The sequence below is a fragment of the Enterobacter sp. 01-M-02-SI-ECC genome (assembly GCF_047530595.1).
GTDB lineage: Bacteria > Pseudomonadota > Gammaproteobacteria > Enterobacterales > Enterobacteriaceae > Enterobacter > Enterobacter cloacae_M.
In genome coordinates this window covers 180741-196730 of sequence record NZ_JBLKCZ010000003.1, presented here as the reverse complement: position 1 = coordinate 196730, position 15990 = coordinate 180741, and the positions used below count along the sequence as shown (strand labels likewise).

Below are 15990 nucleotides of genomic sequence, written 5' to 3'. Positions count from 1 at the left end.
GGAGAATTTATGTCCCGAATGGCAGAACAGCAGCTTTATATCAATGGTGGTTATACCTCCGCCACCAGCGGTCGCACCTTCGAGACCATCAACCCGGCCAACGGTGAAGTTCTGGCGAGCATACAGGCCGCCGGGAGAGAAGACGTCGCTCGCGCCGTGGAAAGCGCAAAACGCGGGCAAAAAATCTGGGCGGCGATGACCGCCATGGAGCGCTCGCGCGTTCTGCGTCGCGCCGTCGATATCCTGCGCGAGCGCAACGATGAGCTGGCGAAGCTGGAAACCCTCGATACCGGTAAAGCGTTTTCTGAAACCTCAACCGTCGATATCGTCACCGGCGCGGACGTGCTGGAGTACTACGCGGGGCTGATCCCGGCGCTGGAAGGCAGCCAGATCCCGCTGCGTGAGACCTCGTTCGTCTACACCCGCCGCGAGCCGCTGGGCGTGGTGGCGGGTATCGGCGCGTGGAACTACCCGATCCAGATCGCCCTGTGGAAATCCGCCCCGGCGCTGGCGGCGGGCAACGCAATGATCTTCAAGCCGAGCGAAGTGACGCCGCTCACCGCCCTGAAGCTCGCAGAAATCTACACCGAAGCGGGCCTGCCGGACGGCGTGTTTAACGTCCTGCCGGGCGTGGGCGCGGAGACCGGCCAGTACCTGACCGAGCATCCGGACATCGCGAAAGTCTCCTTCACCGGCGGCGTCGCCAGCGGCAAAAAGGTGATGGCCAACTCGGCGGCCTCGTCCCTGAAAGAGGTGACGATGGAGCTGGGCGGTAAATCCCCGCTGATTATTTTCGACGACGCCGATCTGGATCTCGCGGCAGACATCGCCATGATGGCGAACTTCTTCAGCTCCGGCCAGGTGTGCACCAACGGCACCCGCGTGTTCGTGCCCGCGAAATTCAAGGCCGCGTTTGAGCAGAAAATCGTCGAGCGCGTGGGCCGCATCCGCGCGGGCGATCTGTTCGACGAACGCACCAACTTCGGCCCGATGGTCAGCTTCCCGCACCGCGACAGCGTGCTGCGCTACATCGCCAAAGGCAAAGAGGAAGGCGCGCGCGTGCTGTGCGGCGGCGACGTGCTGAAGGGCGAAGGCTTCGACAACGGCGCGTGGGTTGCCCCGACCGTGTTCACCGACTGCACCGACGAGATGACCATCGTGCGCGAAGAGATATTCGGCCCGGTGATGTCCATCCTCACCTATGAAAGTGAAGAAGAAGCGCTCCGCCGCGCCAACGACACCGACTACGGTCTGGCGGCGGGCATCGTCACTGCCGACCTGAACCGCGCGCACGGCGCCATTCATCAGCTCGAAGCGGGCATCTGCTGGATCAACACCTGGGGTGAATCCGCCGCAGAAATGCCGGTCGGCGGCTACAAACATTCCGGCATTGGCCGCGAGAACGGCGTGATGACGCTGCAGAGCTACACCCAGGTGAAGTCCATCCAGGTTGAGATGGGTAAATTCCAGTCCATATTTTAACCGGGAGGTTTATTTGCAATTTGACTACATCATTATCGGGGCCGGCTCTGCCGGCAACGTGCTGGCAACGCGACTGACTGAAGATCCGAACACCACCGTCCTGCTGCTTGAGGCGGGCGGGCCGGACTACCGCTTTGACTTCCGCACCCAAATGCCCGCCGCGCTGGCGTTTCCGCTGCAGGGCAAGCGCTACAACTGGGCGTATGAAACCGAGCCAGAGCCTTACATGAACAACCGCCGCATGGAGTGCGGACGCGGCAAAGGGCTGGGCGGCTCGTCGCTGATCAACGGCATGTGCTACATCCGCGGTAACGCGATGGATCTCGACAACTGGGCCAAAGAATCTGGCCTTGAGCACTGGAGCTACCTCAACTGCCTGCCCTACTACCGCAAGGCAGAGACGCGCGACGTGGGGCCGAACGACTATCACGGCGGCGACGGTCCGGTGAGCGTTACTACCTCGAAACCGGGCGTGAACCCGCTGTTTGAGGCGATGGTGGAGGCGGGCGTGCAGGCGGGCTATCCGCGCACCGACGATCTCAACGGCTACCAGCAGGAAGGCTTCGGCCCGATGGACCGCACGGTCACGCCGCAGGGCCGACGCGCCAGCACCGCGCGCGGCTATCTGGACCAGGCTAAAAAGCGCCCGAACCTGACCATCCGCACCCACGCCATGACCGATCATATTATTTTTGACGGCAAGCGCGCGGTGGGCGTCGAGTGGCTGGAGGGCGAAAGCACTATCCCGTCCAGAGCGACGGCGAATAAAGAGGTGCAGCTGTGTGCAGGCGCGATTGCCTCCCCGCAGATCCTGCAGCGCTCCGGCGTGGGCAGCGCGGAGCTGCTGAAGCAATTCGATATTCCGCTGGTGCACGACCTGCCCGGCGTGGGCGAAAACCTGCAGGATCACCTGGAGATGTACCTCCAGTACGAATGCAAAGAGCCGGTCTCCCTCTACCCTGCCCTGCAGTGGTGGAACCAGCCGAAGATTGGCGCCGAGTGGCTGTTTAGCGGCACGGGCGTGGGCGCGAGCAACCACTTCGAAGCGGGCGGTTTTATCCGCAGCCGCGAAGAGTTCGAATGGCCGAACATTCAGTACCACTTCCTGCCGGTAGCGATTAACTACAACGGCTCGAACGCGGTTAAAGAGCACGGCTTCCAGTGCCACGTTGGCTCCATGCGCTCCCCGAGCCGCGGCCACGTGCGCATCAAGTCCCGCGATCCGCACCAGCATCCGGCGATCCTGTTCAACTATATGTCACACGAGCAGGACTGGCAGGAGTTCCGCGACGCTATCCGCATCACCCGCGAGATCATGCACCAGCCCGCGCTGGACAAATATCGCGGTCGCGAAATCAGCCCGGGTATCGAATGCCAGACCGACGAACAGCTGGACGAGTTCGTGCGCAACCACGCCGAAACCGCCTTCCACCCGTGCGGCACCTGCAAGATGGGTTACGACGAGATGGCGGTGGTCGACGGCGAAGGCCGCGTTCACGGGCTGGAAGGGCTGCGCGTGGTGGATGCGTCGATCATGCCGCAGATCATCACCGGCAACCTGAACGCCACCACTATTATGATTGGCGAGAAAATTGCCGACGCGATCCGCGGGCGCGAGCCGCTGGCGAAGAGCACGGCGGCGTATTATGTGGCGAACGGGGCGCCGGTTCGTCAGGCACGACAGAAAGTCTAAAATCCTGCCCTCTCCTTAAAAGGAGAGGGTTTTCAATACTTCCCTTCATTACGATAATATTTTTTCGCCAGCTATAAGAAATAAATATTAGCCTGCAATTATTTTGTTTATTTAAAAGTCGATTGACACTGTTCCCGCAACTCAACTATGTTTAATCGAATGTCGCTCCACCTGAAATATACAATATATTCAAACCTGAAATTAAAGATATTCTTATTATTCTTTAATTTGTCCCTGCCTTTATTTTTGCATCACACAACAGTGAGATAAGATCATGAATAATAGTGCAAACAAAGTTGTTGTTATCACCGGTGCCAGCAGCGGTATTGGTGAGGCCATTGCCCTTCATCTGGCAAATAAACCTTTTTCTCTGGTGCTGGTTGCCCGTCGTCTGGAGAGAATTAACGCCCTGGTGGATCGCATTATTCAGCAGGGCGGCCAGGCGATTGCCGTGAAGGCAGACGTGACCCGACAGGAGGAGGTTCAGCGCGCGATTGACGCTGCCGTTGCCGCATACCAGCGCGTCGACGTGCTGATCAACAACGCGGGCTTTATGGCGATTGCCCCCCTCAGCGAGCTGAAAACCGACGAGTGGGACCGGATGATCGATACCAATGTCAAAGGCGTGCTGTACGGTATCGCAGCGGCATTCCCGGTATTCCAGCGACAGGGGAGCGGACACTTTATTAACGTAGCCTCCGTGGCGGGTATCAAGGTCCTTGCCCCCGGCGGCGTGGTGTACAGCGCCACGAAATTCGCCGTCCGCGCCCTGAGTGAAGGCTTACGTCAGGAAGCGGGGAAAACCGTTCGGACGACCCTTATTTCCCCCGGCGCCGTTGAAAGCGAGCTGCAGTTTGGCAGCTCTGATGCCCCGAGCAAACAGTTCCTGCATGAATTTTATAAGCAGGCTATTCCGGCAGAGTCGATTGCCAGAGCCGTATTATTTGCTATCGAACAGCCTGGCGACGTTGATGTAAATGAAATAATTGTCCGTCCTACGCAGGAAGAATTTTAGCATGAGTTAAATAACGCTGAATGAGGTGTCATTATGATTAAATCATTAACGTCCATATCAGATTTAAATATGCGATCGGGTGCCGATATTCTCCTTGAAGTGCTGGAGAGTGAAGGTGTGGAATATATTTTTGGCAACCCCGGCACCACCGAACTCCCGCTCATTGATGCCCTTCTTCGCCATGAAAATATTCACTATATTCTGGCACTCCAGGAGAGCAGCGTGGTCGCCATTGCCGACGGCTACGCGAAAGCCTCCGGCAAGACCGGTTTTATCAATTTGCATACCGCCAGCGGCCTCGGGCACGGGATGGGAAACTTAATCAACTCGCGGATTATGAAAACGCCGCTGGTTGTCACCGTCGGGCAGCAGGATACCCGGCACTACGTGCGCGACCCGCTCCTGTACGATGACATTGTCTCCATTGGCTCGCCGGTGGTGAAATGGGCGCAGGAGGTCACCAGCGCCGATCAGCTCCCGGTTCTTGTGCGCCGGGCCTTTCATGCCGCCAGCTACCCCCCCGCGGGTCCGGTGCTGCTATCCCTGCCAATGAACGTGATGGAAGAGCTCAGCGACGCCGGGATACAAACGGCCTCTAAAGTGAACTACCACACCGTGGCGGGCTCGCTGGACGAACTGGCCGAAGAGTTGAGCCAGGTTACGCCCGGCAGGATCATGATTGTGGCGGGGGATGAAGTTCACTCCAGCGGCTCGACGCAGGAGATTGTCCAGCTTGCTGAAGCGCTAGGCGCCCACGTCTACGGCTCCTCCTGGCCGTTGAATTTGCCCTTCCCCACGCAGCACGCGCTCTGGCGAGGCAATATGCCCACCACCGCAAATGAAATCGCCAGCGTCGTTAATGCCTACGATGCGGTGTTTATCATCGGCGGCAGAAGCCTGATTACCATTTTGTATAGCGAGGGCGAGGCCATTCCGGAAACCTGCGCGGTGTATCAGCTCTCGGCGGATATGAACGAACTTGGCCGCACCTACGCCACCCGCCTCTCGGTGATGGGGGATATAAAACTCTCCCTGAAGGAACTGCTGCCGAAGCTTGAGCAGCGCCGGGTGGCAAGCAAATTGACGCATCAGCGGCTGCTCAAAGCGGCACGCGCTGAACGTGAAAAAGAGTGGCAACTGCAGGAAGAGCGTCTGGCAGCCGAGCGGCTGCGCCCGGCGATTTCGCCGATGGTCGCGGCCTACGAGGTGATAAAGTCCGTTCCGCCGGGCACCACGATTGTCGACGAGGCGATTGCAACGGCCAGACACGTTCGCCGGTTTATCTCCGACCAGCAGCACCCGCGCTACTACTTTATGCGCGGCGGCGGTCTGGGCTGGGGGATGCCTGCAGCAGTAGGTCACTCGCTGGGGCGTGGGCGCGAGCCGGTAGTGTGTCTGGTTGGCGACGGCGCCTCCCTGTACTCGCCGCAGGCGCTCTGGACGGCGGCGCACGAAAATCTGCCCGTCACCTTTATCGTGATGAATAACCTGGAGTACAACATCCTGAAAAACTTCATGAAAGGACAGACGGGCTACAGTTCGACAAAGCTGGGTCGCTTTATCGGGATGGATCTGATTAACCCGCGAATTGATTTCCAGTCGCTGGGCGCCGCGATGGGTATCCGCTGCTGCCGGGTGACCCAGGCCGCGGATATCGCCACGGCGGTGACGCAGGGGCTACAGTCCGGAAAAACCAATTTGATCGAAATTGCCATTTCCGCAGATTGATCGACCGTTTCAGATGTACCCTACATTAAACACTTATAACCGAAACGCCTCAAGCCGCTTAATCTGCCGCCCTTCCCCGTCAAAATTCTCCGCCGCCAGCCAAGCGCGCAGCTCGGCGTCTCTTTGCGGCCACTCGCCGTCAATAATAGAAAGCATATCGCTGTCGCGGTTGCGCCCTTTGCGCACCAGCTTCTGGCGCAGGCGTCCTTCCCAGACAAACCCCAGCCGCTCCGCCGCGCTGCGCGACGCAATGTTCATGGAATCGCACTTCCACTCGACGCGCCGGTAGCCGTGCTCAAACGCATTTTTCAGCAGCAGCCACACCGTTTCGGTGCCCATCCGGGTTCCTTTCATCCTGCGCGACCAGGTCACGTGACCAATTTCCACCGACCCCAGCAGCCGCTCGTTAGCCATATAGCTCACCAGCCCCACCGAGCGTTCGGTGCGTAAATCAATGACGGCAAACGGCACCAGCTCATCGTCCATCACCTTAGCCACGATCCAGTGGGCGGTGGCTTCCACGCTCGCTGGCTGCGTGCTGGCAAGCCACGTCCAGTCGCTGTCGTCGCCCAGCGCGTAGGCCTCATAGAGATCGGCCGCGTGGCGATCGGCATCCAGCGGCTCCAGGCGGCAATACTGGCCGAACAGCGGCGTGCGGGTTAATACGCGCGCGCCTCTCCAGTCCGGAACGATATCGTTAACGGTTTGACCATGTTGATTGATTTCGGGCACGGCGGTGACTCCCTGAAAGGTAAGGAGTTTGTTATAGCAGGTTAAAAAGCGGGCGAAAAGCAGCGTATTTTAATAGCCCGAGCGCATGCGATATTCCCGCAAGATATAAGCAAAGCTGAATTTCGACTTTGCGGAATGTCAGAGTCGACCTAACGTAGCGGAGCATAAAACAATCACAATATATTCTTCTCAGGGATCGCTATGACGAAAAAACTGTTGCCGTTACTGGTGCTGGCTGCGCTCTCAGGCGTTGTCCACGCCGCTACTCCGCCCAACACGCTGGTTGTTGCCCAGGGGCTGGATGACATCGTGAGCCTCGACCCGGCCGAAGCCAACGAGCTTTCCAGCATCCAGACCGTGCCGAGTCTGTATCAGCGTCTGGTACAGCCGGACCGCGATAACCCGGAAAAAATCACCCCGATTCTGGCAGAAAGCTGGGAAGCGGACGCGGCAGCAAAAACGCTGACGATCAAACTTAAGCCCGATGCCAGATTCGCCTCCGGCAACCCGCTGCGCCCGGAAGACGTGATTTTCTCTTACACCCGCGCCGTGACGCTGAACAAATCCCCGGCCTTTATTCTGAACGTGCTGGGCTGGGACGCGAGCAACATCGCCAGCCAGCTGAAAAAGGTGGACGATCATACCCTCCAGCTTCACTGGACGGCGGACGTTAGCCCGTCGGTGGCGCTGAATATTCTCTCCACGCCGATTGCCTCCATCGTCGATGAAAAGCAGGTTGCGGCAAACGTGAAGGATAAAGACTTCGGCAACGCGTGGCTGAAAATGCACTCCGCGGGCAGCGGCGCGTTCAAAATGCGCGTCTATCAGCCGCATCAGGCCATCGTGCTGGAAGCTAACGAATCGGCACCCGGCGGCGCGCCGAATCTCAAAAGCATCATCATTAAAAACGTCCCCGATCCGGCCTCACGCCGCCTGCTGATCCAGCAGGGTGATGCGGACGTGGCGCGCGATCTCGGAGCAGATCAGATAAGCGCCCTGGACGGCAAGCCGGGCGTTAAGGTGCTGAGCATTCCGTCCGCCGAGCAAAATTACCTGGTGTTTAACACCGGCAACAGCGCCAACCCGCTGCTGAACAACCCGGCGTTCTGGGAAGCCTCGCGCTGGCTGGTCGATTATGAAGGCATCACCAAAAATCTGCTGAAAGGCCAGTACTTTGTTCATCAGAGCTTCCTGCCGGTCGGCCTGCCGGGCGCGCTGGAAGACAACCCGTTTAAGTTTGACCCGGCAAAAGCGAAAGCCATTCTCGCCAAAGCGGGCATTAAAGACGCGCACTTCACGCTGGACGTGGAGAACAAGCCGCCGTTTATCACCATCGCCCAGTCGATGCAGGCGAGCTTTGCTCAGGGTGGCGTGAAGGTCGATTTGCTGCCTGCCGCCGGGAGCCAGGTCTATGCCCGCGTGCGCGCAAAGCAGCATCAGGCGGCGATTCGTCTGTGGATCCCGGACTACTTCGACGCGCACTCTAACGCCAGCGCCTTCGCGTGGAACGAGGGTAAATCCAGCACCGTGGCCGGGCTGAACGGCTGGAAAATCCCGGAGCTGAACAAAGCCACGCTGGCGGCGGTAGCCGAGCCGGATCCGGCGAAGCGTCTGGATCTTTACAAGAAGATGCAGGAGCAGCTGCAGCAGAATTCACCGTACGTATTTGTCGATCAGGGTAAAACCCAGATCGTGGTGCGCGATAACGTGAAGGGGTATCAGCAGGGGCTGAACGCGGATATGGTCTGGTACGACCGCGTCACGAAGTAGCCCTTCTCCTTCTCCCGTGGGATAGGGTTGGGGTGAGGGCAACATCGCGCAACAGAGCCGCCTGTTTCCCCTCACCCCGCCCTCTCCCAAGGGAGAGGGGGCCGTCCGTGCTTATTTTCAGTTTTTGTAGGCCGGGTAAGGCGAAGCCGCCACCCGGCATGAAGAGATTTCCCATGCCACGTCTTTCCACCCGCGTGCTTCAGGGTCTGCTGACCCTGCTGCTCACGCTCTTCGGGCTGCTGCTCGTCACGTTTGCGCTCTCGGCATTTTCGCCTGTCGATCGCGTGCTGCAGATCGTCGGCGATCACGCCAGCCAGTCAACCTACGATCAGGTTCGCCACCAGCTTGGGCTGGATCGTCCCCTGCCCGTGCAGTTCTGGCACTACCTGCAAAACCTTGCCCACGGTGATTTAGGCACCGCCAGCGCCACCGGGCAGCCGGTGCTGCAGGACCTGCTGCACGCCTTCCCCGCCACGCTGGAGCTGGCGACGCTGGCGTTAATCATCGGCGCCGTGCTCGGCGTGATTGCCGGAGTGCTGTGCGCCCGCTACGCCGGTTCGCCGCTCGATCTCGCCATCAGAACGCTAACCCTGCTCGGCAACTCGGTACCGATTTTCTGGCTCGGCCTGCTGATGCTGGCCCTGTTCTACGCGAAGCTGCAGTGGAGCGCGGGTCCCGGCAGGCTGGACGATATCTGGCAGTTCACCGTCGAGCCGCGCACCGGCTTTGCGCTGGTGGATACCTGGCTTTCCGGCGATCGCGAGGCGTTCCGCAATGCCCTCAGCCACCTGGTGCTGCCGGTGCTGCTGCTGGCCTATTACTCGCTGGCGAGCATCACGCGCCTGACGCGATCCGCCTGCCTGAGCGAAATGAACAAAGAGTACATCCTGCTTGCCCGCGCCAAGGGCGCCGGGGAGATGACCATTCTGCTGCGCCACGTGCTGCCGAACATTCGCGGTACCCTGCTGACGGTAATCGCCCTCGCCTACACCAGCATGCTGGAAGGCGCGGTATTAACCGAAACCGTCTTCTCCTGGCCGGGGATCGGGCGCTACCTCACCACCGCCCTGTTCGCCGGAGACACCACCGCCGTCATGGGCGGCACGCTGCTGATTGGCGTCTGCTTTGTACTCATTAATAACCTTACCGACCTGCTCGTGCGGGCGACAGATCCCAGGGTGCGCTGATGCCGTTTTATCTTTTCTTACGCCGCCTGCGCCGCTCCCCTGCTGCGTTTTGCGGGCTGGCTACCATCACGCTGCTGGTGGTTATCGCCCTGTTCGCGCCGTGGCTGGCACCGCTTGACCCGAACTGGCAGGACGCCGCCTCGCGCCTGCAGGCACCGAACAGCCAGCACTGGCTGGGCACCGACAGCTACGGGCGCGACCTGCTTTCGCGTCTGATTTACGGCACCCGTCCGGCGCTCGGGCTGGTGGCATTAGTTACCGTAATCACCCTGCCCGCCGGGCTGCTGGTGGGGATTTTGTCCGGCTACTACGGCGGCTGGCTGGAGCGCATCCTGATGCGTTTTACCGACGTGGTAATGTCGATGCCGCGTCTGCTCCTCGCCTTCGCGTTTGTGGCGATGCTTGGCCCGGGGCTGGTCAACGGCGCGCTGGCGCTGGCCTTAACCACCTGGCCCGCCTACGCGCGGCAGGCGCGGAGCGAGATCCAGCGTCTGCGCCACAGCGACTACCTCGCCGCCGCCGAGATGATGGGCATTCGCGGCCCGCGCCTGCTGGTCGGCCATATTCTGCCCCTGTGCCTGCCGTCCGCGATTGTGCGGCTGGCGCTGGATCTTGCGGGGATTATTCTGGCGGCCGCCGGGCTGGGCTTCCTCGGTCTTGGCGCGCGTCCGCCGATGGCTGAATGGGGCGCGATGATTGCCGACGGTATGCAGGTGATTTTCGACCAGTGGTGGATAGCCGCCATTCCGGGCGGGGCGATTCTGTTTGCCAGCCTGGCCTTTAACCTGCTGGGCGACCGCCTGCGCGACGTACTGGAGCCGCAGCATGACTGAACAACGCGTCATCGTCGATGCGCTGAATATCGACTACCCCGCCGCGCGCGTGGTCAACAACCTCAGCTTCACGCTGGGCAACGAGCGGCTGGCGCTGGTGGGGGAATCCGGCTCGGGCAAATCAATGTCCGCCCGCGCCCTGATGGGGCTGGTGCGTAAGCCCGGCATCGTGAGCGCGAACCGGCTTAACGTGCTCGGCAACGACCTGCTGACCCTGAGCACCCGCCGCTGGCAGGCGCTGCGCGGCAACGGGATTGCGATGGTCCTGCAGGACCCGCGCTACGCGCTGAATCCGGCGCAAAACGTCGCCGCTCAGCTCGATGAAGCGCTGAACCTACACCAGCGCCTGCCCCGCGCCGAGCGCAGGGCGCGCATTCACGACGTCATCCGCGCCGTTGGGCTCAACGAACATGTCCTCACGCGCTACCCCGGCGAACTCTCCGGGGGCATGGGCCAGCGGGTGATGATTGCCATTGCGCTGATCAACAACCCGCAGGTGCTGATTGCCGACGAACCCACCTCCGCGCTGGACGCCCGCCTGCGCAATCAGATCCTCGAGCTGCTGGTGCAGCAGAGCGAAGAGCGCCAGATGGCGATGCTGCTCATCAGCCACGATCTGCCGCTGGTGGCGGAACACTGCGACCGCGTGCTGGTGATGTATCAGGGCGAAAAGGTCGATGAGATGGCGGCGAATCGGCTTCCGCAGGCGACGCCCCCGTATACGCGCACCCTGTGGACCTGCCGTCCGAACGCCAACACCTTCGGCCAGATGCTGCCGACGCTGGACCGCACGCAGCCGTGGAAGGAGGCCGATAATGGCGCTCGTTGAGGTTAACGATCTCCAGGTGAGATTCGGGGAGAAAACGGCGGTGTCCGCCGCCAGCTTTGGCATCGAGAAAGGTGAAACCTTCAGCCTGATCGGCGAATCCGGCTGCGGGAAATCGACTATTCTGCGCGTGCTGGCGGGATTGCAGCGCGAGTGGAACGGGCGCATTTCGATCCAGGGAGACGCGCTACGGCCAGGACGGCGTTTTGAAGGCGAGCTTCGCCGCAACGTGCAGATGGTGTTTCAGGATCCGTGGGCGTCGCTGCACCCAAACCACACCGTTGCGCGCACCCTGTCGGAGCCGTTAAACATCCACGGCGAAACGCAGGTTGCGGAGAAAGTGGCGGATGCGCTGCAGCAGGTCGGGCTTTCCGCCGATGCGGGCAGGCGTTACCCGCATCAGCTTTCCGGCGGGCAGCGTCAGCGCGTTGCCATAGCCCGCGCGCTGCTGCTGCGCCCGCAGCTTCTGCTGCTGGACGAGCCGACTTCGGCGCTGGATATGTCGGTGCAGGCGGAGATCCTGAACCTGCTCAACCGCCTGAAGGCCGAGCACGGCATGACCTACCTGCTGGTGAGCCACGATGCGGACGTGATTGCCCACATGTCCGACCGGGCGGCGTTTATGGCGCACGGGGAGATCCAGAGGGTATTTGACCGCGAGGCGATGTTGCGGGGCGAGCACCGGATGGGGTAAACCGCGTGGCGGCGAGCGCCGCGCGGGTTTTGCAAGCCGGGTAAGCGTAGCCGCCACCCGGTAAAACGTTACTTAAGCAGCTTCACCGTGGCGTCAATGTCGATCTCATCTTCGGTGAAGATCAGCGTCGTGTTCTGGAAGGTGGTGATCGCCAGCTTCTTCACCGTGCGCATTTCGCCCGGCTTTTTCTCGGATTTCGGCTTGATGCTGTTCATCAGCAGCCCCACCGACAGCACCGCGTTCTCTTTGTCGATTTTGGTATCAGCCGGCTCTTCTTCGTTAAACACCACGAAGGATTTGATCGAGGAGAGCTTCACGCGCTCGCCAGCAATAAAGAGATGTTTGCTTTCCGGGATCACCTTCACCGCGTAAGCGGAAAGGCCTTTGTTGTTGGTGGTCGGCTCGAAGGTCACCGCGGCATCTTTCTTAATCAGATCGGGGTTCGCGACCTTAATCACATGAAAATAGCGGTTGTCGCCGTTTTCATCTTTGATAAATCCAAAGCCTTTATCTTTAAACCACGTTGTGATTGTACCGTTCATCGCTGTTACCGCCTGTCAGATCGTAATGACTAAAGTTTTGCAGCGCGCAGTGTAATGCACAATGAGGGAGGAGACAAAAAAAAGCCCCTGCACGGGTGCAGGGGAAAACTCATGTCAGAGCTTATTAGAATTTAATTAAACACCATCCCACCATCGATGAGCAGAGACTGGCCGGTCATGTAGTCGGAGTCCGGTCCTGCCAGGTATGAAACGCAGGCGGCAACATCTTCCGGCTCGGACAGGCGGCCAAGCGTAATGCGTTTGGCAAAGGTTTCGGTCCCGTAGCCGAGCGGTTTACCCGCCGCCTCGGAGACCTGACGGTCGATTTCCGCCCACATCGGCGTTTTGACGATGCCCGGGCAGTAGGCGTTAACGGTGATCCCCAGCGGCGCGAGATCCCGTGCCGCGGTCTGGGTTAGGCCGCGCACCGCGAATTTACTGGAACTGTAGACCGCCAGTTCCGGGTTGCCGGTGTGGCCCGCCTGGGAGCAGGCGTTGATGATCTTGCCGCCGTGCCCCTCTTTGCGGAAGGCGTCAATCGCGGCCTGGATCCCCCAGATCACCCCTTTCACGTTGATGTTGTAAACCTTGTCGACAATCTCCGGCGTGATGGATTCGATGGGGGTAGACGGCGCAATCCCGGCGTTATTCACGATCACGTTAAAGCCGCCCAGCGCGGTGCGCGCTTTCTCCACCGCCGCAAATACCTGTTCGCGGTCAGAGACATCGACCTTCACGGCGACGGCGTTACCGCCGTTACGGATGATTTCATCGGCGACGGCTCTTGCCGTCTCAACGTTATAGTCGGCGATGGCGACGGCAAAACCGTCTTTCACCAGGCGAAGCGCGATCGCTTTACCAATCCCCTGGCCTGAGCCTGTTACGAGAGCAACTTTTTGCATTTCTCTGTCCTTATCGTGAGTCACAAAATCTGGCTGAGATGGAGCTGGCCCATCAGCAGCGGGTTATCGCTGTAGTCAACGGGAATGGCCACCACGGCCGGGCCATCCACATCCATCGCCGCACGCAGCGTGGGTTCGAGCGCGTCGGCGCTCTCCACGGCAAAGCCTTTCGCGCCAAAGGCGTCGGCATAGACTTTGAAATCGACCGGGCCGAACTCGACGCCGGAAAGACGCTGGTATTTTTTCTCTTCCTGAATGGCAACCATGTTGTAGCCGTTATCCACCCAGATGATGTGCAGCACGTTAGCGTTGAGGCGCACCGCGGTTTCCAGCTCCATGCTTGACTGCAGGAAGCCGCCGTCACCGGAGACCGACACCACCTTGCGGCCCGGGTTGACCAGCCACGCGCCAATGGCCCACGGCAGCGCGACGCCCATGGTCTGCTGGCCGTTGGAGATCATCACCTGACGCGCCCGGAAGCTGTAGAGGTAGCGGGCGATCCAGATGTGGAAGCTGCCCATGTCGACGGTCAGGGTCACGTCGTTATTCACGATGTCCTGCATGGCCCGCACGATGCGCAGCGGATGCAGGGCGAACTGATTAAGCGAGGCGCCGCGACGATCGAGCAGATCGCGCTGATGCTGGCGGTCGACCAGAATTTCGGAGGCCCGCTGGCTCAGCTCAAGCTTATGGTCGATCCGGTTCGCGAGCTGATTCAGCGTTTCGGCGATGTCCCCCACCAGCTCCAGATCCGGCACGTAGTTACGTTCTTCATAGGCAGGCAGCACGTCGATGTGCACCAGCGTGGCGTCGCCGCTGTTCCACATGGACGGCTCGTACTCCACCGGGCTGTAGCCGATGCAGATAATCAGGTCCGCCAGATGGAGCAGCCTGTCGCCCGCCTGGTTATTGAACAGACCGACGCGTCCGGCGAAGCGGGTGAAGTGCTCCTGATTCACCGCCCCGGCGGCCTGATAGGTGCTGGTGACCGGAATACGGCTTTTCTCCAGCAGCGTGCGCAGCGCCGCGCTGTTGGCGGGCTGGCTCGCCATCAGCCCCAGCAGGATGACCGGGTTTTTGGCCTTTTCGATAAGCTTCGCCACATCGTTGATAGCGGATTCCGGCGCCGGGCCCATCAGCGCGGGACCGCTAGCAGGCAAAATTGCTCCCGTGGCGGGCTGGTCGACGATATCCTGCGGCAGGCTGACGAACGCGCCCCCCGGCCTGCCGTGCTCGGCGGCGCGAAACGCGTTGGAAACCACCTCGGCAATCGCGTCCGGCGCACTCACCTCCACGGCGTATTTGGTGACCGGGCTGAACATGGCGACGGTGTCCATGCTCTGATGCACCAGCTTGGCTTTATCCGCCCGCTTCACCGCCCCGCCCAGCGCCACCACCGGGTCGCCTTCGCTGTTGGCGGTAGCAATGCCGGTGATCAGGTTCGAGCAGCCCGGCCCGGAAGTGACCAGCGCCACCCCGGCCTTGCCGGTCAACCGCCCTACCGCCGCCGCCATAAACGCCGCGTTCGCCTCGTGACGCACCGGGATGATCTCGATGGAGGAGTCCAGCAGAGAGTCAAAGACCTTGTCGATTTTTGCGCCCGGGATCCCGAACACCTGCTTCACGCCCTGCGCTTCCAGCTGGCCGACAACCAAATCGGCGCCGTGCGCCCACTGACGTGACTGTTTCTCACTGTTCACGGTAGTTCTCCTGTTAGTTTTCGACGGCACGGATAGCCGCATCCAGATTGCTGGGGTGAAGGTTGGCCTGTAAAAAGGCGCTGTCGGCGGGCAGGTCAATCATCAGCTTGTGAATTTCACCGAAGGTGAGCACGCCGCTCTCCAGCTGGTAGTCAAGCAGATGGCCCCCGCCCTGACGGTCGTCGGTAATGAAGTGTTCGTGGTAGCCCGCCACGTTGATCCCCTGCATATGCTGCGGCGTGCGGAACCCGACCAGCACCCCTTCGCGCTGGTTAAAGCGGAACACCGGCTGGTCGTCCAGCACGTCGGTCATCGCGCGGTACGGCGGCTTCTGGCGCGGTACGGTGCGGGTGTGGGCATGGCGGAAGTTGCCGTCAATGCGCAGCGCGCAGAACAGGTTATCGGAGGGGATCTGCTGGTCGATGACGTCGTGGATCTGCTGACGGCTGACCGGCGCGTCGAAGGTTTTACGGTACTGCGGCTGGAACCAGGTCATCACCGCGAACGGCGTTTTCTGCTCCGGCTTCGCCGCCCGGGCGCTGCCGTCGGCGCGCAGCTGGTACACCTGGCTGCTGAAGGCAATCATTTCGCCGTCCAGCTCGTTAAAGGTGCCCAGACCAAAATCACCGTGTGCCAGCAGATCGGCGATGGTGGTCTCTCCTTCATACACGCCGCTTAACAGGGCGCTCATTAGCGATGTCTGATAGATCACACTGTCAGGATGCTGGGCGGAGAACCCGCGCAGGGTCTCGCACAAGCTGGCTTCACAGTCGCAGGCAGATGAATGCACCATCATGCTCGTCCTCTTCAACTTTATTTAGAAAGGTTAAATAAATGTTGACCCGATTCAGCAGAGAGTTCCAATATAGAAACCATGCTGGTTTGA

At 60.4% G+C, this 15990-nt stretch carries 14 protein-coding genes; 9 read left to right on the top strand and 5 right to left on the bottom strand.

Going from position 1 to position 15990, the window contains the following annotated elements; translation table 11 throughout:
• Nucleotides 1–9 precede the first annotated feature (9 nt).
• The 4 genes from betB (at nucleotide 10) to ACMWLG_RS06565 (ending at nucleotide 5918) form a co-directional block, all read left to right on the top strand.
• Entirely contained in the window at nucleotides 10–1482 is a 1473-nt protein-coding gene (gene betB, locus ACMWLG_RS06580) for a betaine-aldehyde dehydrogenase (RefSeq protein ID WP_045402033.1), read from the top strand.
• Nucleotides 1483–1495: 13 nt separating this feature from the next.
• The gene (betA, locus tag ACMWLG_RS06575; protein ID WP_045402032.1) at nucleotides 1496–3175 is read left to right on the top strand and encodes a choline dehydrogenase; all 1680 of its coding nucleotides are present in this window, start codon (nucleotides 1496–1498) and stop codon (nucleotides 3173–3175) included.
• A 274-nt stretch (nucleotides 3176–3449) separates the two neighbouring features.
• Nucleotides 3450–4190, top strand: a complete 741-nt coding sequence (locus ACMWLG_RS06570) for an SDR family oxidoreductase (protein WP_045356510.1) — start codon at nucleotides 3450–3452, stop codon at nucleotides 4188–4190.
• A 33-nt stretch (nucleotides 4191–4223) separates the two neighbouring features.
• On the top strand, nucleotides 4224–5918 hold the full coding sequence (locus ACMWLG_RS06565; protein WP_045402030.1) for a thiamine pyrophosphate-binding protein: 1695 nt from the start codon (nucleotides 4224–4226) through the stop codon (nucleotides 5916–5918).
• A gap of 33 nt (nucleotides 5919–5951) precedes the next feature.
• Here the strand turns inward: ACMWLG_RS06565 and ACMWLG_RS06560 are convergent, their stop codons facing one another.
• Nucleotides 5952–6650: a GNAT family N-acetyltransferase gene (locus ACMWLG_RS06560; protein WP_045402028.1), complete on the bottom strand. Its 699-nt coding sequence runs from the start codon at nucleotides 6648–6650 to the stop codon at nucleotides 5952–5954.
• Between the two features lie 201 nt (nucleotides 6651–6851).
• Here ACMWLG_RS06560 and ACMWLG_RS06555 point away from each other — a divergent pair, with 201 nt between their 5' ends.
• From ACMWLG_RS06555 to ACMWLG_RS06535, 5 genes are all read left to right on the top strand, one after another.
• Complete coding sequence (locus ACMWLG_RS06555) at nucleotides 6852–8420, top strand: ABC transporter substrate-binding protein (protein WP_414762964.1); 1569 nt, start codon at nucleotides 6852–6854, stop codon at nucleotides 8418–8420.
• Between the two features lie 173 nt (nucleotides 8421–8593).
• Nucleotides 8594–9607, top strand: a complete 1014-nt coding sequence (locus ACMWLG_RS06550) for an ABC transporter permease (RefSeq protein ID WP_045402019.1) — start codon at nucleotides 8594–8596, stop codon at nucleotides 9605–9607.
• On the top strand, nucleotides 9607–10440 hold the full coding sequence (locus ACMWLG_RS06545) for an ABC transporter permease (protein WP_045402014.1): 834 nt from the start codon (nucleotides 9607–9609) through the stop codon (nucleotides 10438–10440). Before ACMWLG_RS06550 ends, ACMWLG_RS06545 begins: the two co-directional genes overlap by 1 nt.
• Nucleotides 10433–11269, top strand: coding sequence for an ABC transporter ATP-binding protein (locus tag ACMWLG_RS06540; protein WP_045619768.1), 837 nt, complete (start codon nucleotides 10433–10435; stop codon nucleotides 11267–11269). Before ACMWLG_RS06545 ends, ACMWLG_RS06540 begins: the two co-directional genes overlap by 8 nt.
• Nucleotides 11256–11960, top strand: a complete 705-nt coding sequence (locus ACMWLG_RS06535) for an ABC transporter ATP-binding protein (RefSeq protein ID WP_045402005.1) — start codon at nucleotides 11256–11258, stop codon at nucleotides 11958–11960. Before ACMWLG_RS06540 ends, ACMWLG_RS06535 begins: the two co-directional genes overlap by 14 nt.
• Nucleotides 11961–12028: 68 nt before the next feature.
• Here ACMWLG_RS06535 and ACMWLG_RS06530 read toward each other — a convergent pair whose 3' ends face one another.
• From ACMWLG_RS06530 to budA, 4 genes are all read right to left on the bottom strand, one after another.
• Nucleotides 12029–12502 carry a cold-shock protein gene (locus ACMWLG_RS06530; RefSeq protein ID WP_023310683.1) on the bottom strand — a complete coding sequence of 158 codons (474 nt, stop codon included), beginning with the start codon at nucleotides 12500–12502 and terminating at the stop codon, nucleotides 12029–12031.
• A 131-nt stretch (nucleotides 12503–12633) separates the two neighbouring features.
• Nucleotides 12634–13404 (bottom strand): (S)-acetoin forming diacetyl reductase, encoded by a 771-nt coding sequence (locus ACMWLG_RS06525; protein ID WP_045402003.1) that lies wholly within the window; start codon nucleotides 13402–13404, stop codon nucleotides 12634–12636.
• Between the two features lie 20 nt (nucleotides 13405–13424).
• Nucleotides 13425–15146, bottom strand: a complete 1722-nt coding sequence (alsS, locus tag ACMWLG_RS06520; protein ID WP_191091709.1) for an acetolactate synthase AlsS — start codon at nucleotides 15144–15146, stop codon at nucleotides 13425–13427.
• Nucleotides 15118–15897 carry an acetolactate decarboxylase gene (gene budA / locus ACMWLG_RS06515; RefSeq protein WP_028015981.1) on the bottom strand — a complete coding sequence of 260 codons (780 nt, stop codon included), beginning with the start codon at nucleotides 15895–15897 and terminating at the stop codon, nucleotides 15118–15120. The genes alsS and budA overlap by 29 nt, the downstream gene beginning before the upstream one ends.
• Nucleotides 15898–15990 lie beyond the last annotated feature (93 nt).